General features: G+C 69.4%; 16 protein-coding genes. 8 read left to right on the forward strand and 8 right to left on the reverse strand.

Annotated elements, in window-relative coordinates; all coding sequences use genetic code 11:
* Positions 1-11: 11 nt before the first annotated feature.
* The 3 genes from RLT58_RS12730 to RLT58_RS12740 form a co-directional block, all read right to left on the reverse strand.
* A complete protein-coding gene (locus RLT58_RS12730; RefSeq protein WP_311310509.1) occupies positions 12-428 on the reverse strand; it encodes a hypothetical protein in 417 nt (138 codons plus the stop codon).
* A 4-nt stretch (positions 429-432) separates the two neighbouring features.
* Entirely contained in the window at positions 433-4,401 is a 3,969-nt protein-coding gene (locus RLT58_RS12735) for an SGNH/GDSL hydrolase family protein (protein ID WP_311310510.1), read from the reverse strand.
* 369 nt (positions 4,402-4,770) lie between these two features.
* Complete coding sequence (locus RLT58_RS12740) at positions 4,771-7,053, reverse strand: transglycosylase domain-containing protein (RefSeq protein ID WP_311310511.1); 2,283 nt, start codon at positions 7,051-7,053, stop codon at positions 4,771-4,773.
* 222 nt (positions 7,054-7,275) lie between these two features.
* Between RLT58_RS12740 and RLT58_RS12745 the strand changes: the two genes are divergently transcribed.
* From RLT58_RS12745 to RLT58_RS12765, 5 genes are all read left to right on the forward strand, one after another.
* Entirely contained in the window at positions 7,276-8,247 is a 972-nt protein-coding gene (locus RLT58_RS12745; RefSeq protein ID WP_311310512.1) for an SPFH domain-containing protein, read from the forward strand.
* Positions 8,244-8,519 carry a type II toxin-antitoxin system antitoxin gene (locus RLT58_RS12750; protein WP_311310513.1) on the forward strand — a complete coding sequence of 92 codons (276 nt, stop codon included), beginning with the start codon at positions 8,244-8,246 and terminating at the stop codon, positions 8,517-8,519. The genes RLT58_RS12745 and RLT58_RS12750 overlap by 4 nt, the downstream gene beginning before the upstream one ends.
* Positions 8,520-8,597: 78 nt before the next feature.
* A complete protein-coding gene (locus RLT58_RS12755) occupies positions 8,598-9,122 on the forward strand; it encodes a PadR family transcriptional regulator (protein ID WP_311310514.1) in 525 nt (174 codons plus the stop codon).
* The gene (locus tag RLT58_RS12760) at positions 9,119-9,805 is read left to right on the forward strand and encodes an ABC transporter ATP-binding protein (RefSeq protein ID WP_311310515.1); all 687 of its coding nucleotides are present in this window, start codon (positions 9,119-9,121) and stop codon (positions 9,803-9,805) included. The genes RLT58_RS12755 and RLT58_RS12760 overlap by 4 nt, the downstream gene beginning before the upstream one ends.
* Positions 9,802-12,198 (forward strand): ABC transporter permease, encoded by a 2,397-nt coding sequence (locus tag RLT58_RS12765; RefSeq protein ID WP_311310516.1) that lies wholly within the window; start codon positions 9,802-9,804, stop codon positions 12,196-12,198. Before RLT58_RS12760 ends, RLT58_RS12765 begins: the two co-directional genes overlap by 4 nt.
* 33 nt (positions 12,199-12,231) lie before the next feature.
* Here the strand turns inward: RLT58_RS12765 and RLT58_RS12770 are convergent, their stop codons facing one another.
* Positions 12,232-13,197, reverse strand: coding sequence for a hydrogen peroxide-inducible genes activator (locus RLT58_RS12770; protein ID WP_311310517.1), 966 nt, complete (start codon positions 13,195-13,197; stop codon positions 12,232-12,234).
* A gap of 159 nt (positions 13,198-13,356) precedes the next feature.
* Between RLT58_RS12770 and RLT58_RS12775 the strand changes: the two genes are divergently transcribed.
* Positions 13,357-13,968 (forward strand): SMI1/KNR4 family protein, encoded by a 612-nt coding sequence (locus tag RLT58_RS12775; RefSeq protein WP_311310518.1) that lies wholly within the window; start codon positions 13,357-13,359, stop codon positions 13,966-13,968.
* A gap of 64 nt (positions 13,969-14,032) precedes the next feature.
* Here the strand turns inward: RLT58_RS12775 and RLT58_RS12780 are convergent, their stop codons facing one another.
* Together RLT58_RS12780 and RLT58_RS12785 are read right to left on the reverse strand one after the other, a co-directional pair.
* On the reverse strand, positions 14,033-18,367 hold the full coding sequence (locus RLT58_RS12780) for a golvesin C-terminal-like domain-containing protein (RefSeq protein WP_311310519.1): 4,335 nt from the start codon (positions 18,365-18,367) through the stop codon (positions 14,033-14,035).
* A 149-nt stretch (positions 18,368-18,516) separates the two neighbouring features.
* Entirely contained in the window at positions 18,517-19,050 is a 534-nt protein-coding gene (locus RLT58_RS12785) for a hypothetical protein (protein WP_311310520.1), read from the reverse strand.
* Positions 19,051-19,494: 444 nt separating this feature from the next.
* On the opposite strand from RLT58_RS12785, the gene RLT58_RS12790 reads away from it, so the two are divergent.
* Entirely contained in the window at positions 19,495-20,049 is a 555-nt protein-coding gene (locus tag RLT58_RS12790) for a peroxiredoxin (protein ID WP_073744729.1), read from the forward strand.
* Between the two features lie 12 nt (positions 20,050-20,061).
* Positions 20,062-20,595 (forward strand): alkyl hydroperoxide reductase, encoded by a 534-nt coding sequence (locus RLT58_RS12795; protein WP_311310521.1) that lies wholly within the window; start codon positions 20,062-20,064, stop codon positions 20,593-20,595.
* A 119-nt stretch (positions 20,596-20,714) separates the two neighbouring features.
* Here the strand turns inward: RLT58_RS12795 and RLT58_RS12800 are convergent, their stop codons facing one another.
* A complete protein-coding gene (locus RLT58_RS12800; RefSeq protein ID WP_311310522.1) occupies positions 20,715-22,127 on the reverse strand; it encodes an AI-2E family transporter in 1,413 nt (470 codons plus the stop codon).
* A 135-nt stretch (positions 22,128-22,262) separates the two neighbouring features.
* Positions 22,263-22,970, reverse strand: a complete 708-nt coding sequence (locus tag RLT58_RS12805; protein ID WP_311310523.1) for an aggregation-promoting factor C-terminal-like domain-containing protein — start codon at positions 22,968-22,970, stop codon at positions 22,263-22,265.
* Between the last annotated feature and the right edge of the window lie 290 nt (positions 22,971-23,260).

Genomic DNA, 23,260 nt, shown 5'->3' on the forward strand with positions numbered 1-23,260 from the left:
CGACGATCCGGCTATTCCGGCTTGTTGATGAGAGCCGGACAGTGGTCGACCGGGGAACGCCGCACGGTCGCCGTCGGGCCCGGTGAGGGTGGCAGTTCGAACTGGTAGCACGCCGGTCCCGGCTCGTAGCCCACGACGACCCGGGTCCCGGCATCGTTCCGTGTGACCGTCCAGGGGCCCCCTGCCGCCTTCGCGATCTCCTGGTCGGTCACCTTTCCGTCGCTCAACGCCTGCTGAAGGCGGTACTCCGTCAGGCCGACCTGCTTGCCGAGCTTTTCCGGGGCCGGGATTTCCGGTTCGTCGAGGAAGCTGGACACGGCGAACGCCATCCAGAGGGCTGCGGCTATCACGGCCACGACAGTGGCGGCCGCGGCGACCGCGCACCCGGTCACGCGTGACCGGGTGCGCGGTGTGGAATCCTGGCTCATCCGGTCAGGATCCCGTATATCCGATCTCGCCGAGCCGCTTGCGCATGACATCCGCGTAACCGGTGGTGCCGGCGCCCTTGGGGTGGAAGGACTCGCGGCTGATGCACACCCCGTCGCCGACGCCCCACAGGCACACCCCGGGTTGCGCAGCGGGGTCGCCGTCGTGGAAGTCACCATCGCCGTTGGGCCCGGTGACCACCTTGTTGATCCACTCCGGGTCGTCGCAGCCACCATGGCCGACAAACGCGTCGACCGGGTTGGCGTACTCCACCTTGAGCTTCTGGGAGCCGGTCCGCAGCGTGTCCACCGCCTTCTTCTGCTCGGCATCGGCGTAGTTGACCAGGGTGGCCAGGGCCTCCACCTCGGTCATGTCGAGCCACAGGGAGCCTGTGCACTTGACCGTCCGGCTCAGCAGTTCGGGATACCCCATCAGGACGATCTGCGCGTTGGGCGCCTTCGTCGCGATGCTCTCCAGAACCGAGGTCAGATCCGGGATCATACGGTCGATGATGGCCTTCTTCTCCGGCAGGAAGCTGTCCGTGGCGCAGTCGGTGGGCAATATGCACTGCGACATGGCGTTCGCGAAGCCGCCCTCGTCATTCCCGCCGAGGGTCAGCATGACCAGGGTGGTGTCGTTGCTGAGCACCCCGGAGTCGACTTGCAGCACCTCGTTGAACTGGCCTTCGCCGAACTTCTGCGGCGAGTTGCCGGACGGAACGTAGGCGACGTTCTTGGTCATCGCTCCTGAGCAGGCGGCGAATCCGAGTTCCACGTCGCTGCTGAAATGGTCCACGCTGGTGCCGACCGGCTGTGACATGCCGGGGAGCACCATCTTGCGAGCCCAGGCGTTCTTGCTGCGACGGCAGGCGTTCCACTGCTTGGTGCCATGGTCCTTGTTGGTCTCCGGAAGGTAGTCGCCGGCACCCTCGCCGGAGGTGTAGGAGTCACCGAGCACGGCAACCACGTGCTTGGGCTTGCCTCCCAGCGGCTGGAAGGCCACGGCATCCCAGGCCACGTCCTCGTCCCCGGTGCCGTCCTGGGTGGTGTTCGCGAGCCGGACGCGGGGCTTCCCGCTGACCTTGTACGAACCGAGCGAGACCCACTCGTTGGCCTTGCGTTCCTGGCTGATGTAGCGGGTGCGGGTGAAGGTGCCGCTGCCCGTGTCGATCTCGTACATCGCCTGCTGGGTGTGGGCTCCGTGATCAGGCAGATGGACCAGGATGCGTACCCAGTCGTTCAGACCCGAGCCCAGGGACCAGGTGCCGGTGGTCAGGAGACGGGCTCCGTCGGTGTCCGATGCCTTGCGGGTGTGGGAGAACCAGAAGTGGTCGCCGTAGGCGGCACCCAACTGGTGCAGATCGATCTTGCCCGGATAGGTGGCGTTGTGACTGGCGAAGGTGAAGGAGAACGTACCTGCCGATCTGGAGACATCACATTTGTGCCCGCTCTGGCCGGCCGGCGCGGTTCCGTTGGCCACGTCGTCGACCACCAGGGTTCCCGAGGGAAGGCCCGCGTCGCAGACCGGTGGATAGGAGGAGTTCTCGTTGGGCTGCTCCGGATAGTCGGCGCTGTTGAACCGGTGAACGGGATTGCCGCACTGGCCGGCATCACAGAATTTCCACTTGACGCTGTCGTGCCACCAGCACTTCAGGTAGAGCGGGTCCTTCTCGTCCGGGTCGCCGGGAAGCTTGCACGGCCCCTCGCCGGTCTTGTTCGACGAGCCGTCATGAACCTTGGTGTGGTCGCAGTCGTTGGCCTCGGTGCAGAAGAGGATCGTGGGCGGCTTCGCGGACGTGCGGTACGCGTTGCTGTTCCACCAGGCGGCCCGGTATCCCGCCTGCATGTCACCGGGTTTGAACAGGGCCGAGATCGGCCGGGCAGCCCAGCCGATGACCTTCTCCTGGTAAGGCCAGTCCTGCGGGTGCGCGGCGTGTGAGTAGTCGTCCGCGCCGCTCGCGTTCTCCAGGAAGGGAGTGCGGCTCTCCTTCCACAGCGGGTTGGCCGGGTTGTTCGTCCAGCCGACCCCCCACTTGCCGCTGTTGCTCGAAGCCTCGGACTGCGGGTGGAAACCGGAGTTGTAGGCCCACAGGGCGAAGAACCAGCTCTCGATGTACTTCGGCTGCCCCTCATTGACCGTCATGCCCGCTTTGCTGGTCTCATTCCATTTCGATGCCAGGATGTCGGCGCCGTAGGCGATGTTGGCCGTGTAGTCGAGGGCAGCCGCTTCCTTCTGGGCGGTCGTCAGCTGGGTGTCGCTCTTGCGCATGCCGTCGGTGACCTGGGTGATGCCGTAGCCGCAATCGGCCTTGGTCCAGTCGATCGCCCACGCGTCGCCTTGATCGCCGTCGGCCGCGTATTTGATGCCGTAGTAGTTGCCTATGAGCGGGTTCGCGGTGACGCCGGGGACGGCGTACCGGGTGGCCTGCCACATATTGGACTCCTGCGCGGTGATGCCGAGCAGGATCTGCGAGGGGATGTACCAGTCGTCGTTGCCGTCCGGGACCCCGTTGGGGTCGCCCTCCAGAGCGCGCAGCGGAAAGAGCACCTGCGGGCTGTAGGCGGTCACACCGGTGCCGTTCCAGTTCGCCGGACGGGAGATCCACTGGTCCAGGTTGTCGGTGACGGCCTGGTCGACCGCCCATTCGACCTGCCGGGGCGTGGGCTGCAGGGCCTGCTTGCGTACGTCATTGCGCGGGACCGCGCAGGTCCGCTCGTCCTCGACCGGATTGTTCGGATCCGCAGCCGCCGCACTGCTCGGCGTACGGGCCGGGGACGCCTCGGCAGGGGCGAGGGCGGGGGAGGCGGCCCGGCCCTGGTCGATCCTCCCCCGCGAGAGGGCGACCTCGCCGGGGGTCGTTTCCAGGCGAGCGGTGCGACCGGTGGAGAGTGTGGTGATCTCCGCCGCCACGGGCCGGGCCGACAGGGCGTCGGCATCTGCCGGAGACGTCTTGGCGTTCGCCCAGTTGGACGTGACGAGAGCCTGCCCGGAAGTGGTGGCGACGGCTTCCTTGGCGACGCCGGGGTTCTTCACGGCGGCGGGCAGGCGGCCGGAGCTCTTCGCCTGACCGGTGATGTACACCGTGCCGTCCGACGAAGCCGTCAGGTCCACGTCCGCCATACGGCCTGTGGCCAGCGTGCTGCTCCTGGAATCCACGAATCGCCGGACCGCGGCCTTGCCCTGACTGCGCCGGTCCAGGAAGACCAGGCCACCGTCGTGGTCGGTGCGGAGCTGGAACGCGATGCCGGTGGTGTCGGCGAGCCGGGTCCGCTTCCCCTTGGAATCGATCTTCACGACGCTGTAGCCGTCCGCAGCGGCGATGCCTCCCTGGTACGGGACAGCGGACGTCACCTGGCCGTCGAGCTTCAGCGAGGCTTGCGCCTTCTTGGCCTCGGCGTCGATGGCGACCAGCCGGGTGGCGTTCTCGCTGGACGAGTCGTCGGTGAACTGCGAGACGACGGCCCGCTCGTCGCGGCCGCAGCCCGGTGAGAAGTAGGCGAGAGAGGAATGCACCGACAGCTTGGTCACGCCACCGGTGTTCAGGTCGACCACGGCGGTGAACGCACCTCGGGTCATCAGCTCCGGCTTGTTCGTGAACGTGCGGGGGGCGTAGACCACGACCGCCCGATCGCCGGAGGCGGTGACGCAGGCGTTGCCGATCCACGCGTCCGCCTCGAATCCGGGTTCGGACAGCGAGGCCGCGGTCTTCCAGGCGTAGCCGCTGCTCTTCTCGGCCACCAGAATGTGGAACCCCTGCGCATCCGAACTCGTGGTCCAGGCACGGTCTGCGGCCTGGCGCCACTGCTTGCCCAGCACCTGGGCACGCTGACCACCGGGCACCGCCGACGGCGCGGCCGGCTTCGGCGCGGAGGTCTGCGGCACATCGATGGCCGATGAGGCGCGGGGGCTGTCAGCGGCAGCGACTGCCTGGATGAGCCCGCTCAGGACCGCGGTGGCCGCGAAGCCGGCGATCACGCGACGAGCATGTCTGGACGCTCTCAAGTGAAAATCCCCTGTTGGTTACGGGCATGACAAGAGCACCCTCGTCGGTCGGCTCCCGAAAGGACCGTCGCGGGTGGTTCAGCCTGGTGGGACTGGTCCAGACCCTACGTCGAACGCATATTCCATAGATATACGAAGGCGGAAATTGACCACTTCTGCAAGCGCTCTCTCGGAGACGGATCTGTGCGCCTACCAGTGACAACCTGTGCGGTTTCCCTGAAGAGCGACGGATCGGTCGTCACCGCGACCGACGGAATGGCCGATTTCCAGCGGGTCCCGGGTACGGGAACGGGCGGTGTGCGGGGCTCTTCCCCGCACACCGCCCGTTCCGTTGCCGGCCGGTCAGCGCGACTGGTCGTTCTCGTTCTCCGGCCGCCGGTCCCCGGAGACGTCCGGCAGCTCGATCGTGGCCGAGGGCCCCGGTTCCGTCGACGGGCCGGTGGGCGGCTCGCTCGACGGGTCGCCCGAGGGCGAGGACGGCGGCGGGCTCACCGGCGGCTCGCTGGAGGAGGGCGGCTCGGACGAGGGCGGCGGCGTGGACGGGTCGTCGGAGGGCGACGGGTCCGCGGTGGGCGAGGTGCTCGGGGACGGCGAGCCGGTGTCCGGCGGCGGGCTGACCGCGGCACCCATGTCGGTGTCGAGGTCGAACTCGTTGGGCGCACCCATGGCGTGCGAGGTGAAGTCGGCCCAGATCTCGGCGGGGAAGCCACCACCGTTGACACGGCCGCCCCCGCCCGCGCCCTTCAGGGGCACCTGCGCGTTCATCTTCACCTTCTTGCCGTCGTCGTCGGTGCGGTCGAAGGCGGCCTCACCGAACAGCCCGACCGAGGTGACCAGGTCGGGGGTGTAGCCGCTGAACCAGGCCGACTTGTTGTCGTCCGAGGTACCGGTCTTGCCCGCGATCTGCTGCTTGGAGAGTCCCTCGGCGTTGCGGACCGCGCCATGGGCCGTACCGTCGTCGACCACACCGGTCAGCACGGAGGTCACCGAGTCCGCCGCCTGCCGGGTGATCACCTGGCCGCCGATCGCGTCGGGCATCTTCACCGGCTCGTCGCCCTGGTGCACGGCCGACTTCACGATCTGCGGGGTGACCTTCTTGCCGTGGTTGTCGAGCGTGGCGTAGATCCCGGCCATCTCCATCGGGCTGGCGCCCATGGAACCGAGGGTCTGCGCCGGCGCGGCCGGAAGCCCCTCCACGTCCATGCCGAGCTTTCCGGCGGTCTGCATCACCTTGTCCATGCCGACGTCGACGCCCATCTGCGCGAAGACGGAGTTGATGGACTTGTTCATCGCCGTCTGGACGGTGACCTGACCGTAGTTCTGGTCGTCCTCGTTCTCCGGGGCGAAGTACCTGTCACCACCCACGACCGGGCGCTTGCTGGTGCCGTCGTAGCGGGTACTGGCCGTGATCGGCTCGTCGTCCTGGGTCTGCGACCTCTGGTCGAGTGCGGCGGCGAGGATGACCGGCTTGAAGGTGGAGGCGGGCTGGTAGTCACGCCGGGTGGCGTTCGACGTCCAGTGCTCGCTCTGTCCGCGTCCGCCGTACAGGGCGAGCACCGCGCCGTTCTTCGGGTTCACCGACACGGCGCCGGCCTGGACGTCCTTGTCGAGCTTGCGCCGCTTGGTGTCCAGCTTGTCGATCAGCTTGGTCTCGACCGACTTCTCCAGCTGCTGCTGCTTCTTCTTGTCGATGTTGACCGTGATCGTCCAGCCGCCGAGGTCGAACTGCTCGCCGCTGATGCCCAGCTGCTTCAGCACGGCCTGGCGGGCCGCGTCGACGATGTAGCCCTTCTGGCCGGCGACCCCGTTGAGCGGCTTGGGGTCGCGCGGGACGGGGAACTTCAGCTTCTGGCGCTTCGCGGAGTCCAGCCAGTCCTCCTCGACCATGTTGTTCAGCACGTAGTTCCAGCGCTCCTTGACGAGCGCCTTCCCCCTCGGGCCCGCGACGGCCCAGTCGTACTGGCTCGGCGCCTGGAGCAGCGCGGCGAGGTAGGCGCCCTGCGCCACGTCGAGGTCCTTGGCGTCCACGCCGTAGTACGCCTGCGCCGCGGCCTGGATGCCGTACGCGCCCCGGCCGTAGTAGCTGGTGTTGATGTACCCGGCGAGGATCTCCTTCTTGCTCTTCTTCTGGTCGACCTTGAGCGAGATGACCAGTTCCTTGAGCTTCCGGGTGACCGTCTGGTCCTGGTCGAGGTAGTAGTTCTTGACGTACTGCTGGGTGATGGTCGAACCACCCTGCTTGCCCTTGCCGGACACGGTGTTGATCAGACCGCGCGCGGTGCCCTTGAAGTCGACGCCCTTGTCGCTGTAGAAGGACTTGTTCTCGGCGGCGACGAAGGTGTCCTGCACCTCCTTCGGGATCTCCGCGAGGCCCACGATCTCCCGGTTGACCTTGCCGGTCCTGGCCAGCAGGCTGCCGTCGGAGTACTTGTAGACGTTGGCCTGCAGCCTGGCCTGGGCGTTGCCCTCGGGCACCTGGACGACCATGTAGAGCACGGCGAAGGCGCCCATGCCCAGCAGGCAGATCCCGAACGCCGTGCCCAGCATCTTCCGCCAGGTGAAGAGCCTGCGTATGCCGCTCTTCTCGGCCCGCCGCTGGGCTCGTCGCGCTTCCGCTCGACCCATCGCTTGGTTGCTCCCGTTTCTCTGCTCGACCGGATCCGCTCGGACCTGCCAGCTAACACCGTTGACAAGGCCAAAAAGCAGGCGATCCGACGTTTTCCGGACGTGACAATCAGCACCCGTTCCTGAAGGAACCGACTCACGAGAGGTGCGCAGGGTTGCCGGAAGGGTTAATGTGTAATCACATTGCTAGCGACGCGCTAGCCACACGTAACGGGGGATTCCATGACCGAACCGCTCAACCAGAACACTCCGGCGCAGTCGGCGGCCGACCTCGTCCCGGATGCCCCGCAGATGCCGGAACCGCAGGTCCGCGAGACGACGGCGCACAGCATCGGGGGCGGGCTCGGCCTGCTGCTGACCGTGCTCGGCGTGATCGTCGGCATCGCTCTCGCCATCGTCGGAGGCGTCATAGGGAGCGGCGGGAACAACGCGGTGGGCGTCCCGGTCTGCATCCTGGGCGTGCTGCTCGCCATCGCCTCGTTCTTCTGCATGGGCGGTGTGAAGATGGTCGCACCGGGCGAGGCGAGGGTCATCCAGCTGTTCGGCCGGTACGTCGGCACGATCCGCGCGGACGGGCTGCGCTGGGTCAACCCGCTGACCTCCAGCCGCAAGATCTCCACCCGGGTCCGCAACCACGAGACCGCCGTCCTGAAGGTCAACGACGCCTACGGCAACCCGATCGAGCTGGCGGCGATCGTGGTGTGGAAGGTGGAGGACACCGCGCAGGCCCTGTTCGAGGTCGACGACTTCCTGGAGTTCGTCGCCACCCAGACCGAGTCGGCGGTCCGGCACATCGCGATCGAGTACCCGTACGACGCCCACGAGGAGGGCGGTCTCTCGCTGCGCGGCAACGCCGAGGAGATCACCGAGAAGCTGGCCGCGGAGCTCACGGCACGGGTGCAGGCGGCGGGCGTCCGGATCATCGAGTCCCGCTTCAGCCACCTCGCGTACGCCCCCGAGATCGCCTCGGCGATGCTCCAGCGCCAGCAGGCCGGTGCGGTGGTCGCGGCCCGGCAGCAGATCGTGGAAGGAGCGGTCGGCATGGTCGAGATGGCGCTGACCCGGATCGCCGAGCAGGACATCGTCGAGCTGGACTCCGAGCGGAAGGCCGCCATGGTGAGCAATCTGATGGTGGTCCTGTGCGGTGACCGCGCCGCGCAGCCGGTCCTCAATACGGGCACGCTCTACCAGTGACGGAGGAAGCCCCCCGGGGCGGGGCACCGCGGTCCCGGCCGCAGCAGCGCAAGCAGATGCTGCTGCGGCTGGACCCCGCGGTGCACGACGCGCTGGCCCGCTGGGCCTCGGACGAACTGCGCAGCGCGAACGCGCAGATCGAGTTCCTGCTGCGGCGGGCGCTCGCGGAGGCGGGGCGGCTGCCGGGCGGGGCGGCGCCGATCGCCCGCCGGGGGCGCCCGCCGAAGGCTCCGGACCCGGCCCCCGGCCCGGAGCCGCAGGACACCGGCTGACCGCACCCCCGGGGCCCTCCCCGGGGGGTGCGCACCCGGGTATACATGCGAGGTATACACACCATGTAGAGTGCTCGCATGTCTATCGGCCACACCCTGCTCGGGCTCCTGGAGTCCGGCCCCCGCCACGGCTACGACCTCAAGCGGACCTTCGACGAGAAGTTCGGTCACGACCGTCCCCTGCACTACGGACAGGTCTACTCGACCATGTCCCGGCTGCTCAAGAACGGCCTGGTCGAGGTCGACGGCGTGGAGAGCGGCGGCGGCCCCGAACGCAAGCGCTACGCCATCACCGACGCCGGCATCACCGATGTCGCCGCCTGGCTCGCCCAGCCCGAGAAGCCCGAGCCGTACCTCCAGTCGACCCTGTACACCAAGGTCGTCCTGGCCATGATGACCGGCCGCAGCGCCGCCGATGTGCTGGACGCCCAGCGCTCCGAGCACCTGCGCCTGATGCGCATCCTCACCGACCGCAAGCGCCGGGGCGACCTCGCCGACCAGCTGATCTGCGACCACGCCCTGTTCCACCTGGAGGCGGACCTGCGCTGGCTGGAACTGACCGCCGCGCGACTCGGCCAGCTCGCGAAGGTGGTGGCCCCGTGACCCCCGCCGGCTCCCTGCTCGCCGCCCACGACCTGCGCAAGACCTACGGGACGACGCCCGCGCTGGACGGTGCCTCGTTCTCCGTCCACCCCGGCGAGGTCGTCGCCGTGATGGGCCCCTCCGGCTCCGGCAAGTCCACCCTGCTGCACTGCCTCGCCGGGATCATCACCCCCGACTCCGGGACCATCACCTACGCGGGCCGCGAGCTGTCCGCGATGTCCGACGCCGAGCGCAGCGCCCTGCGCCGCAGCGAGTTCGGCTTCGTCTTCCAGTTCGGCCAGCTCGTGCCCGAACTGACGTGCACGGAGAACGTCGCGCTGCCGCTCCGGCTGAACGGCACCCGCCGCAAGGACGCCGAGCGCACCGCCCTGGCCTGGATGGAGCGTCTGGAGGTCGACGACATCGGCGCCCAGCGCCCCGGCGAGGTCTCCGGCGGCCAGGGCCAGCGCGTCGCCGTGGCCCGTGCGCTGGCCGCCTCCCCGAAGGTGATCTTCGCGGACGAGCCGACCGGCGCCCTCGACTCCCTCAACGGCGAGCGGGTCATGCAGCTGCTCACCGAGGCCGCCCGGTCGGCCAACGTCGCCGTGGTCCTGGTGACCCACGAGGCCCGGGTCGCCGCCTACTCCGACCGCGACGTCACCGTGCGCGACGGCCGGGCCCACGACCTGGAGCACTCCGTATGACGCTGCTCGACCAGAAGCGGGCCCCGGCCGGTCCTGCCGTGCCGCAGCCCCGCCCCTCCCGCACACCCGCCTGGCTGCGCGACCTCGGGCTCGGCATCCGCTTCGCCGCCGCCGGCGGCCGCGAGGGCTGGACCCGCACCCTGCTCACCGCCGTCGGGGTGGGCCTCGGCGTGACGCTCCTGCTCCTCGCCGCCTCCGTCCCGCATCTGGTGCACACCCGGTCCGAGCGGGACCAGGCACGCAGCGAGACCCGGATCTCCGACTTCCCCGACACCCAGGCGAAGAAGTCGGACACCACGGTCCTGCGGATCAACGCGGAGACCGAGTACCACGACCGCTCCATCAGGGGCTATCTGATGCGCGCGGACGGCGCGCACCCGGTGCTCCCGCCGGGGCTCGACTCCCTCCCCGCCCCCGGTGAGATGGTGGTCTCCCCCGCGCTCAAGGACCTCCTGGACTCCCCGGCCAACGCCCTGCTCAAGGAGCGGCTGCCGTACAAGGTGACCGGGACGATCTCGGACGCCGGCCTGCTCTCCCCCGGAGAACTCTGGTTCTACGGCGGCAGCGACACCCTGACCACGGCCGCGGGCGGCCACCGGGTGGTCGGCTACGGCGACCCCGACCCGGCCCCGCCCCTCTCGCCGCTGCTCATCGTGCTGGTCATCATGGTCTGCGTGGTGCTGCTGGCCCCGGTCGCCATCTTCATCGCCACCGCCGTGCGCTTCGGCGGCGACCGCCGGGACCGCCGCCTGGCCGCGCTGCGGCTGGTGGGTACGGACATCCGGATGACCCGGCGGATCGCGGCGGGCGAGGCACTCTTCGGCGCCGTGCTCGGCCTCCTCATCGGACTGGTCCTCTTCCTGACGGGACGCCACTTCATCGGCCACGTCGAGGTGTGGGACGTCAGCGCCTTCCCCGCCGACCTCGCCCCCGACGTACGGCTGTGCGTGCTCATCGCCGTGGCGGTGCCGCTCACCGCGGTGCTCGTCACCCTGGCCGCGATGCGCTCCGTGGTGATCGAACCGCTCGGGGTCGTACGCGCCGGCCGCGGCCGCACGCGGCGGCTGTGGTGGCGGCTGCTGCTGCCGGTCGCGGGGCTCGCCGTGTTCGGGATCACCGGCAAGGTCGGTCCGTACGGCGTCAATCCGTACCCCATCGCCATCGGCGCGGTGCTGGTCCTGGTCGGGCTCGCCCTGCTGCTGCCCTGGCTGGTCGAGGCCTGTGTGAAGGGGCTGCGCGGCGGCCCGGTGCCCTGGCAGCTGGCCGTCCGCAGGCTCCAGCTGAACAGCGGGGCGGCCTCCCGCGCGGTCAGCGGCGTCACCGTCGCCGTCGCCGGGGCGGTGGCCCTCCAGATGCTGTTCGCCGCGATGAACGCCGACTTCAACAGGGTCACCGGGCAGGACACCGACCGCGCCCAGTTCTACGCCTCGTCCGAGCACGTCACCGGGGACGCGGCCCTGCGGACGATCGAGGAGTTCCGCGCCACCAAGGGCGTCACCAAGGTGATCGGCATGGTCGAGGCCTACGTCACCAAGCCGGGCAAGTACACGGCCGACGAGATCCCGCCCACCACCTCGCTCAGCGTCGGGGACTGCGCAACCCTGCGCGAGGTCGCCCGGATCGGCTCCTGCCGGGACGGGGACACCTTCGTGGTGCACCCCGCGGGCGACAAGGAGATGAGCGACTGGATGGACAAGGCCGCCCGCAAGGGCAAGGAAGTGCAGTTCGACTCGGGCGACGGGAGCAGGTCGCTGCGCTGGACGCTGCCGGCCGACTCCCGGACGGTCGTCAGCCGCCGTGACCCGCTCGGCGAGAACCGCTGGGGGATCATGGTCACCCCGGGCGCGATCGACGCGAGCACCCTGCCCGGCGCGGCCACCGTCTCGCAGATCCGCATCGACGACAGCGTCCCCGACGCCGCCGAGTACGTACGCAACACGGCCGCGCGGCTCGACCCCGGCATGCGGCTGGTCACCATGAACTCGGTGGAGCGCGACCGCCAGTACGCGAGCATCCAGACCGGGCTGCGGGCCGGGGCGACCGCCACCCTGCTGCTGATCGCCGCGTCCATGCTGGTCTCCCAGCTGGAGCAGCTGCGCGAGCGCAAGCGGCTGCTGTCGGTCCTGGTCGCCTTCGGCACCCGGCGGACCACGCTCGGCTGGTCGGTGCTGTGGCAGACCGCGGTCCCGGTGGTCATCGGGCTCGCGGTGGCAGTGGCCGGCGGGCTCGCCCTCGGCGCCACGCTGTGCTGGATGGTCGGCAAGCAGGTGTCCGACTGGCTGCTGTTCCTGCCCCTGGCGGGGGCAGGGGCGGCCGTCATCCTCCTGGTCACCCTGCTCTCGCTGCCCCTGCTGTGGCGCATGATGCGCCCCGACGGGCTGCGGAGCGAGTAGCGCCCCTCACCCGACGGCCGGCCGGACCCCCGATCAGCTCCGGCCGGCCGTCGCCACGCGGACCGGCAGCGCCCCCATCGCCTCGCGCAGGGCCGCCGCGAACTCCTCGAACTCCTCGTGCCGCGCCGCCCCGGTCCGCATGCCCAGCGCCACCCGCCGCGCGGGCGCCGGATCCGCGAAGTACCCCGTGGTCAGCGCGTCGTTGCGGGCGGTCTCGACCGTCACCGCGGTGCGCGGCAGCAGCGTCACCCCGAGCCCGCCGGCCACCAGCTGCACCAGTGTGGAGAGCCCGGCGGCGGTCGTGGTGACCGGAGCGCCCTCCGTACGCCCGGCCTCGCGGCAGATGTCGAGCGCCTGGTCGCGCAGGCAGTGCCCCTCGTCGAGCAGCAGCAGCGGCAGCTCCCGCAGCGCCTCGCGCGGAATGTCGGCCCGGCCGCCGAGCCAGTGGCTGCGCTCCATGACCAGGACGAAGTCCTCGTCGAAGAGCGGCAGCTCGGTGACGCCGGGCACCCCGAGCGGCACCGCGAGCAGCAGCAGGTCCAGCCGTCCGGCGGCCAGCCCCTCCAGCAGCGAGGACGTCTGCTCCTCGTGCACCTGGAGGTCGAGGTCCGGGTAGCGCTCATGGACCAGGCGCAGCACGGCCGGCAGCAGATACGGGGCGACGGTCGGGATCACGCCGAGCCTGAGCACTCCGGTGAAGGGCGCCCGGACGGCCTCGGCCTCCTCCATCAGCTCGCCGACGGCCTCCAGCACGGCCCGGGCCCGGACCGCGAGCCGTTCCCCGGCGGGCGAGAGCAGCACCTTGCGCGTCGTGCGCTCGATCAGCTGGACACTCAGTGCCTCCTCCAGCGCGGAGACGGCCCCGGAGAGCGCGGGCTGACTCATCCCGATTGCTGCCGCCGCGTCCCGGAAGTGCAGATGTTCCGCCACGGCCGCGAAGGCGCGCAGCTGCGAGAGGCTGGGCTGTTTGGGGCGGTTGCCCTGATTGCTCTGGGCCACTGATAGGCACCTCCGATCATCACGACCGAGTGTAGCTATTTCCGTGATCAATGGAGTCGGCCGGACCGGGCCGCCGGCGCCTCCGGGAGACTGGGGCACCGGGCCGCCACGCGAAGAGCGTCCGCGCTCCGGCACGCTCCCGACGAAAGGACACAACCCGTGGAACTGCGCAGCATCCTGGCCGACCTCGATCTGTGGCTGGCGGAGCACGCTCCGGGCGACCACCGGCAGTTGATGCCCCCGGCGGATCCGGAGCGGGCCGCCGCCCTGGCCGCCGGGCGCTTCCCCGTCCACGAGGACGTACTGGTCTGGCTGTCCGTGCACGACGGCTCACAGCGTGATCCGGTCCCGGCGGCGGGCGCCTTCGTCCCCCACGACTTCCCGCTCCTCGGCGTGTCCGGCATGGCGCAGGGGCTGGCGGACATGGTGGAGGAGGTCGAGCGGGCCGTCGAGGACGGCGACGAGGAGTTCATCGTCGGTCTGGAGGCGGACGAGCGATGGCTGCCGGTGGCGATGAACCACACCGGGGGCCGGCTCGTCGTCGATCACCGGCCGGGCGGGGACTACGGGTCGGTCCTGGAGGTGGACCCGTCGGTCGGGGTGAACGGGGTGAAGCGGTGGGACAGCCTGTCCCACATGTTCGGTGCGGTCCTGGAGGCGTTGCGGACGGGATCGGCTCTCGTGACCGGCAGCGGGGTGAAGACCGTGCCACGTGTCGAGGAACCCGGGGACGCTCTGCCGCACGTCGTCTGGGACCTCCGCTTCGGCTGACCGCACGACGACGCCGGCGGCCCCGCGTGGTGCGGGACCGCCGGCGCGCTCGTGGGCGTACGGGTCAGGAGGAGCGGATGGTGCAGACGTCGGTCAGGGTGCAGCCCTCGACGCCGGGAACCTCCATGTAGAAGGGGTCCCCGTCGGCGAGACGGGCCTTGGTGTAGAAGCCGCTGAGCCCCGGACCGCGTCCCGCGTCACCGTTCTGCTTTCCGGGCATGGTCGCCCGTCCGCACGGTTCGGTCCAGGTCGGCGGGTCGTAGCGGTCGTCGTCCAACAGCCGCCAGGTCTTGTCCGGCTGCTGCTTGGCGTACAGCTGTGCGCAGACTCCGCCGTTGGTGACAGGCAGCCACTGGCCTCCGCTCTCCCTCGTGGCGGCGAAGGGGAACTCGTCGCACTGACGGCCCTGGGTGTCTCCGGTCGCGTCGTCGTGGATGGTCCACTTGCCCTCACCGGTCTTGTTGCAGACGGTGTCGCGGTTGTGTGCCTGCGCCGCCGTGTCGGTGAGCCGGTGCATGGGGGACTTGCGGGCCTGGCTGCCCGGGTGGGACGCCAGTTCCTCGCGGAGCAGCCAGTAGTACGCGGCCGCGGCCGGATAGCGCTTGGTGTTCGTCTGCCATACGGGGATGTGCTTGGCGAAGACGCAGCCGGTCGAGTTCTTGATGACCACGCCGTTGTCGCACCGGACCTGTTCCCAGAACACCCAGCTGGGGTCCTTGGTCTTCACCGCTCCGGCAGCCTCGGGAGCGGCGGCACCGAACCCGAGGAAGACGCCCCGGTCGAACTCCTCGGAGGTGCCGGAGGTCGGCGTCTTCCACGTGAAGGTGCGCTGGGCAGACGTGACGTGCGTGTCGATGACGGGTTCCCAGACGTTCGGGGCCGTCCATGTCCCGAAGGCGGTGTCACAGTTCGGGCTGCAGGTCGAGTCCCAGTACTCCAGGGTGACCGGACCGAGAGTGGCGTCCACGGAGAGGGCGCTCACGAACAGCTTCTCGCGCCAGCTCCCCTTGTTCTCCAGGAGCATCTCCTGACGCACCAGGAAGACGGCGGTCCCGAAGGGCTTGCCGTCGACCACCCAGTTGATCAGGACGGCCAGTTTGTGGCAGCCCTCACGGCGCGTGATGGTGTAGCCGGAGACGTCGGGGTCGTCGCACCAGGACACCAGCGGGGTGTCCAGCGCGGCGGCCCGGTCGAGAGACCGCTGCTGGTCACGACTCGCGTACTGGTCGATGTCCGGGTCGAGGGTGATGCACTGCGTGACGCCCGGGCGGTCGGTGCTGCGGCAGTCCTCCTTCGGCAGCGCGGACCGTGCGGCCGTGGAGATGACGCCGTCGGGTGACGGCTGCTTCTCGCGGTCGGTGTCCAGCCACTCGGGGTCGGGCGCGTTCTCGTCCGCCTCCGGGATGACGAGCTCGGGCACCGTCTTCCAGTTGCCCGGCTCGAAGGCAACGGCGTCGAAGGCGACGTCCTGGTCCCCCGTGCCGTCCGCGGTCACGGTGCTGAGCTTCACTTCCGGTGTGATGCCCTTGGTCCTGAAGGCGCCCAGGTTGACCCAGCGGTTGCTGCTGCCGGGCTGGGACACCGTCTTCGTGGACCAGCCGTTCTTCGTCTTTATCTGGTACTCGGCCTTGGTCGTCTGGGCGCCGTGGTCGGGAAGATGGACCCAGACCCGGGCGTCCTTGTCCAGGGTGTGGTCCAGTTTCCAGGTTCCGGTGATCTTCAGGCGCTTGCCCTTGGCATCGTCCTGACGGGTGTGGCCGAACCAGAAGTGGCCGCCGAATCCGGCGCCGAGCTGGTGGAGGTCGACCTTGGACGGATAAACGCTCTCGCTGCCGTTGTTCCCGAAGTCGAAGGAGAAGCTTCCGCTGTCGGTCCAGCCGCTGTTGTCACAGCCGGGCCGGTGCACGGCGGTTCCGCGGGGCACGTCGTCGACGATCTCGGCGCCGGAGGGCAGGCCCGAGACGGTACAGGCGGGCGGGTAGGCGGTGCCGTCGGGTTCTTCGCCCATGCTGGTGGAGAAGCGCAGGAACTCGTAGCCGCAGGTGTCGGCGCAGTCGGTCTTCCAGGTGACGGGCTTGTGCCACCAGCACATGAAGTCCTCGCGCCCGCACGGGCCCGAGGATCCGTTGTCGTTGCCGGCGGAGTCGGAGATCCGTCCGGGGAAGCAGTCGTTGGAGGTCGGTTCGCAGAACGCGTCCTCCGGGGCCTTGAGGTGCGCCCGGTTGTAGAGGGCGCTGCCCTTCGTGGAGACGCTCTCCTCCGTGCCGTTCCAGGTGGCGGGCCGGAAGGCGGGCACCATCACACCGGGCGACTCCAGGAAGGACGGCGGGTGGGCGGCGAAGCCCAGGACCTTCTCCTGGTAGGGCCAGTTCTGCGGGTGCGCGGCGGCGCTGGCGTCCTCGCCGCCCGCGGCGTTCTCCATGAAGGGCAGCCGTCCGGCGTCCCACTCGGGGTTGGCGGGGTTGTTGGCCCAGCCCAGGCCCCAGGGGCTGCCGTCGCCCTGGTCGGGGTGGAAGCCCGAGTTGTACGCCCACAGGGCGAAGTACCAGTTCTCCGGACGGCCGTTGGTCCCGTGGTTGGCGATCATGCCCGCCGCACGGGTCTCGTTCCACTTGGAGACCAGGATCTGCAGACCGGCAGCGATGTTGGCCGTGTAGTCGAGGGCCGCGGCGCGCTGCTTCTGGTAGTCCCAGGCGGCCCCGCCGTGGCCGTCCTCGCGGCCGGCCATCCGCATGTGGTCGGTGACCTGTGTGATGCCGTAACCGCAGTCGGCGTCGGCGAAGTCGATGTCCCAGTCGTTGGAGCTGTCGCCGTCGTAGAGGTCGATGCCGTAGAAGTTGCCGATGAGCGGGTTGGCGGTGACACCGGGCACGGCCTCACGGCCGGCCTGCCACATGTTCGACTCCTGCGTGGTCACGCCGAGCATGACCTGGGCCATGGCCCGGCCACCGCCCTCCAGAGCGGGGTTCAGGAAGAGGCTCTGCGGCGAGTACGCCGGCATACCGAGGTTCTTCCAGTTCGCGGGCCGGGATATGTGGGTGTTCAGATAGCCCTGGACCGCCTGGTCCACGGCCCACTCCACCTGCCGGGGCTTGGGCTGCATCGCCTGGTTGGCCGGGTCGTTGCGCGGCACCGAGCAGGTCCGCTCGTCCTCGACCGGATCGGTCGGGGAACTCGCGAGGGCGCTCACGGCCGCCTTCTTGCCACTGGCCCCGGGCGCGGCGGCGTGCAGGCCGGGGGACTGGGCTCGTCCCTGGGCCGCGTGCCGGGAGGAGACCGTCTCGGTGACGGCCCGCAAGGTGGTGCGGCTGCCGGAGGTGCGCACGGTGAGGTCCAGGTCGACCGGGCGCGCGGTGCCGGACTCGCCGGGCTGCAGCAGGGTGCCCTTGCCGTCGGCCCAGCGCTGGTGGGAGACGAGCGCGGTACCCAGGGTGGAGACCTGGGCGTCCTTGCCCGCGTCCGGGAGGCGTCCCACGCCGGCCGGGGCGGTGCTCGGCGGGGCGGTGCTCGGGCCGGTGACGTAGACCGTGGTGCTGCTGCGCGTGACACCGAGCCGGCTGAGCGGGCCGGTGGCGACGGTGGCCGGCCGGGCCTTCCCCGCGTCGGGGCGGGCCAGCGCACCGGCGCCGAGGTGACGGGCCGTCGCGTCCTGGCCGCGGCGGTCGAGCCAGAGCAGGCCGCCGTGTGCGTCCGGGGTGAGCCGGAAGGGGACGCCGTCGGTGCGGGTCACGGTGCGTGCCCGGCCGCTCGTGTCGAGCGAGACGACCTGGGCACCGCGGGCGGCCAGGGTGGTGCCTCCGGGCCCGGGGACGGCCGAGGTGACCTGTCCCTCGACGCGGACGGGGTCCTGGGTGCGTCCGGTACGGGCGTCCAGACGCAGCAGGCGGGTACCGGGCCGCTCCTCGGTGCCGGACTGGGTGAGAACCGCGGTGTCCCCGCTGCCGCAGCCCGGGTTGTAGTAGGACAGAGAAGTGAGAACGGGCAGCTTGCGGACCGCACCGGAGGCCATGTTGACCACGGCGGTGAATCCTCCGCGGGCCATGAGTTCGGACTTGTTGGTGAAGGTACGCGGCGCGTAGACGACGACGGCGTAGCGGCCGGTCCCGGTCACACAGGCGTTGCCGATCCAGGAATCGGCGTCGAATCCGGGCTCGGCAAGGGTGGCCAGGTTCTTCCAGGCGTAGCCCGCCGAGCCGGCCGCGGACAGCAGATGGAAACCGTCCGCGTCGCCACTGGTGGTCCAGGCGACGTCCTGGGAGGACTTCCAACCCTTGCCGAGCAGAGCGGGCCGGTCGGCCTCGGGAACCGCGCCCGGGTGCTTGGACGCGGCCGGGGCAGGTGAATCCGCCGCCGGCCGCGACTGGCCGGGAGCCGCCCCGGCAGCGGTCGTGGACAGCACCCCGGCCAGCATCACAGCGGCTGTGAGAGCCGCCCATGATGCCCGGGGTCTGGACAGTGAATGACGCATCAATATCCCTCTCGGCAATAGGAAACAGACAACCGAAAGCCCCCTCTGCTCTACAGAAGGGGCCCGGAAGCTTCAGGACATCAGTTACAGCTCGTCGCGCCCCGGACGGCGTTGACGATGTAGGTGCTCGAGGTCGAGGTGCTCTTCATCAGCGCCGTGACGTCGCCACAACCGCCGTGGACCCGATAAACAGGCCCCGCATACTGGCTGAAATTGCCTTCATCGCTCGCGCAGCCCTCCGCCGTGTAGTTGGAGCAGAGCTTGATCTTCATCCACTTGGTGGATGTCGTATTGTTCTCGAAAATCGCACACGTGGGAGTGTCATCACTGGCACCACCGGTGCCCTTTATATAGGTGAACAGGGTTCCCTTGCGTGAGGCATCGGGAAGCCGTTCCGCATAGGCGAGGTTGTATCCGGCACCGCAGACAGTGGCCGCCGCCACGACTGCACCGGGATTCCCCGCGGCAATCGCTTTCGTTGCTCCGTCAACTCCGGCGGCGACCCTCGATACGGGCTGATCAAGCGCGACAGCCTGCGGTGCGATAGGGGAAAGAATTCCAAAAGCCGCCACGGCCGACGCGAATGCCAACTTAGCCACACGATTCTTACGCATGAATACGAGTCCCCCCAGGAATCGCCCGGACCACCATTTCAAGCTCGATCGGCAAGCCATAAACAGAGTCCCGGATTACGGTGATCAAATCCAAGCAGGTCACCCTCTTCCTGTCTACGAGATATGTGGCCGGGGAAGCGGAGGACCCAGCTCCACTATCACCGGGGGCACGCGGATTCCCCGCCCATCCGGAAGGAAGTGGACAAAGAGGGAAACGTTGTCACGGCGAGTTCCGAAGGGGAGTCGCACGCGCGTGACACACGTCACGCCCGCACCGGCCGACCGCCACCGCCGCGACCTGTCGGCGCTCTTCGCCCCGCCCACTGATCGCCACCTTCGATCAATCCTTTCGGCTCAGTCGATTTCCGTGATCAATGGGGCATGTGGGACGGTGATCCGGTCCAGCCCCAAGCAACACAAAGCAACACAGGAGTGCCCCGCATCATGCTCACTGTCGGTGACAAGTTCCCCGAGTTCGACCTGACCGCTTGTGTGTCCCTGGAGAGCGGCAAGGAGTTCGAGCAGATCAACCACAAGACCTACGAGGGTCAGTGGAAGATCGTCTTCGCGTGGCCGAAGGACTTCACCTTCGTGTGCCCCACCGAGATCGCCGCCTTCGGCAAGCTCAACGAGGAGTTCGCCGACCGCGACGCCCAGATCCTCGGCTTCTCCGGTGACTCCGAGTTCGTGCACCACGCCTGGCGCAAGGACCACCCGGACCTGACCGACCTGCCCTTCCCGATGCTGGCCGACTCCAAGCACGAGCTCATGCGCGACCTCGGTATCGAGGGCGAGGACGGCTTCGCCCAGCGCGCCGTCTTCATCGTCGACCAGAACAACGAGATCCAGTTCACGATGGTGACCGCAGGTTCCGTGGGCCGTAACCCCAAGGAGGTCCTGCGGGTCCTCGACGCCCTGCAGACCGACGAGCTGTGCCCCTGCAACTGGACCAAGGGCGAGAACACCCTGGACCCGGTCGCGCTCCTCTCGGGCGAGTGAGCTGATACGGACATGGCACTCGACGAACTGAAGGCCGCCGTACCGGACTTCGCCAAGGACCTGAAGCTGAACCTCGGCTCGGTCATCGGCAACAGCGAGCTCCCGCAGCAGCAGCTGTGGGGCACCGTACTGGCCTGCGCGATCGCCTCGCGCTCGCCGAGGGTGCTGCGCGAACTGGAGCCGGAGGCGAAGGCCAACCTCTCCGCGGAGGCCTACGCCGCCGCGAAGTCGGCCGCCGCGATCATGGCGATGAACAACGTCTTCTACCGGACCCGGCACCTGCTGTCGGACCCGGAGTACGGGAACCTCCGTGCGGGCCTGCGGATGAACGTCATCGGCAAGCCGGGCGTGGAGAAGGTCGACTTCGAGCTGTGGTCGCTCGCCGTCTCCGCGATCAACGGCTGCGGCCAGTGCCTGGACTCCCACGAGCAGGTGCTGCGCAAGGCCGGCGTGGACCGTGAGACCATTCAGGAAGCCGTCAGGATCGCCTCGGTGATCCAGGCGGTGGGTGTGACCCTCGACGCCGAGGCCGTCCTCGCCGAGTAGCACCCGCACCACCCGGATACGAGAAGGGCCCCGCGGACGACCGACCGTCCCCGGGGCCCTTCTTCTGTGCCCCCTTGTCCCTGTGCCCTCTTGCCCCGTGCCCGCGTCCGGGCCCGCGCTCAGGCCTTCGACGGCGCGTCGGCCGCGGGCTCCTCGTCGCTGCCGTCGTCGATCTCCTCGGGCGGCGACCCCGGTGCCGGGGTGGGTGCCGCGTCCAGCGAGGTCGAGCCGTGCGGCGGCGGTGAGTGCCGGCGGGACTCCTCCTGCCCGAACGTGCGCAGATAGCCGACCACCGTATTGGTCACCGCGACCAGCGGCACCGCGACCACCGCACCCCCGATGCCGGCGATCATGCCGCCGGCGGCGACCGAGAGCACCACGGCCAGCGGGTGCACCCGCACCGCCCGGCCCAGGATGAACGGCTGGAGGATGTGGCCCTCGATCTGCTGCACCGCGAGCACCACGGCCAGCACCATCAGCGCCGTGAACACGCCATCGGTGACCAGCGCCACGACCACCGCCAGCGCCCCGGAGACCACCGCCCCGACGAGCGGGATGAAGGCGAACAGGAAGATGAAGACGGCCAGCGGCACGGCCATCGGCACATCGAGGAAGTAGATCCCGAGGCCGATGAAGATCGCGTCGATCAGCGCGACTATGACGGTGCCGCGCACATAGGCGGTCAGCGTGCGCCAGGCACGCGGCCCGGCACCGGCGACGCCCGGACGCGCCTGCGCGGGGACGAGCTTGAGCACCCAGTGCCAGATGCGCTTGCCGTCGTAGAGCAGGAAGAGCGTCGAGAACATCGCCAGCAGCATGCCGGTCAGGAGCTCCACCATTACGGTGACGCCCTGGAGCCCGGCCGAGGTGATCGCCTCGGTGTTGGTGCCGACCGTGTCGCTGAGGTTCTTCGCTATCTCGTTGATCTGCTTGTCGGTGACGTGGAACGGGCTGTCCAGCAGCCAGTTCTTCAGGTCCTCGATACCCGTGCGCACCTTGTCGGAGAGCGTGTCGAGGTTGTCCATCACCTGCCAGACCACGAACCAGCCGACCAGGCCCATGATGATGAAGCCCAGGATCGCGGTCACGGCGGTCGCCAGTCCGCGCGGCAGACCGTAGCGCCTCAGCCGGGCGACGGTCGGCTGGAGCAGCGCGGTGACGAGCAGGGCCGCGACGAAGGCCAGCACCACCAGCTGCACCGCGCTGATGACCCGCATCAGCACCCACAGGGTGCCCGCGAGCACCAGCAGCCGCCAGCCGGCCTCGGCGGCGACCCGCATCCCCCAGGGGATCGCGGCGACCGGATCGGGGCGCGCGGCGATATCCGGGGCGTACGTGGGCGGCGGCGGCACATGGTCGGCCGCGCCGTCGTCCGGCGCGGCGCCCCCGGACACGGCGCCGACCCGCACCGACGACTCGTGGAGGACCTTGTCCTCCTCGTCCGCCGACTCGGCCCGGCGTTCCTCCAGGCGTTCGCCCAGCCTGGTCAGTTCCGTACCCAGTTGTCCGAGCCACCCCGGCAGTTTCGACATAACGGTTCCTCTACCCCCGTCCGCTCTCCCCACCGCTCCCCCCGGGAGCGGTTCCGCATGACCGTACACGCGAGAAGCCCCTCACCGTAGGACGGCGAGGGGCTTCCCGAGGTTGAGACCTGAACCTCGAAGGTTCTAGTACCAGTGGTTGGCCTGCCAGAAGGCCCAGGCACCGCACGGGCTCTTGTAGCGCGGGCTGTTCATGTAGCTGAGGCCCCACTTGATCTGCGTGGCCGGGTTGGTCATCCAGTCGGCGCCGGCCGAGGCCATCTTGGAGCCGGGGAGCGCCTGGACGAGACCGTAGGCACCCGAGGACGGGTTGCTCGCCTTGTAGTTCCAGCTCGACTCGACGTTCACGATGTTGCTGAAGCACTGGAACTGGTCGGCGGGCACGATCTGCCGCGCGATCGCCTGCACTTCGGCCACCGTGTACGAGCTCTGGGCGGCGAACGTGGCAGTGCTGCGGACCTCGGAACGGCTCGCGCGCTCGGCGGCGTCCTTCTTGGCCTGCCGCTCGCGCTCCAGCTTGTCCTCGGCCGCCTGCTTCTTCGACTTGGCGTCCTTGGCGGCCTGTACGCGGGCCGTCTCCTCCGCGGACTTCTTCGCCGCCGCGTCGGCCGCGGACGCCTGGGCGTCGGCCTGCTGCGTCAGCGATGCGGTCTGCACCTGGGCCTGCTGGCCCGCGGGAATGTCGGCGAGCAGCGTGGTGTCGGCTGCGGTCGCCTCGAAGTTGTTGTCGTCGGCAGCGGGAGTGCTGCCCGATGCAACGCCTACGACGGCGCCTACGGTGGTAACCGCAGTGGCAGATGCCACGGCGAACCCCCGGACCGAGATCCGGCTCACACGGTGTCCTTCCAGCATCGCCCGCTTAGGTGACCTCGCGGGCGCAATCGTGCCCCTGACACTGGCCTCCCTACTGCTTGGGTCACGGGAGGCACGGGCCCGGTGGGCGACTCCCCGGGGGGAGCGCCGCGTGGTACTCGCGGGCGGCATACGGGCGGCGGTTGTTGAGTTGTGTGGTGCGTGGCGCCTCTGGAGGTGCCGGTGTGCCGTATGCGGGGCCTGACGGAAGCAAGACTCTGCCGGAACGGGACGCCGGGAAGCAATTCTCTGTTGCGTGTGAAAGCTCACAC

This window comes from Streptomyces sp. ITFR-16 (assembly GCF_031844705.1).
Lineage (GTDB): Bacteria > Actinomycetota > Actinomycetes > Streptomycetales > Streptomycetaceae > Streptomyces.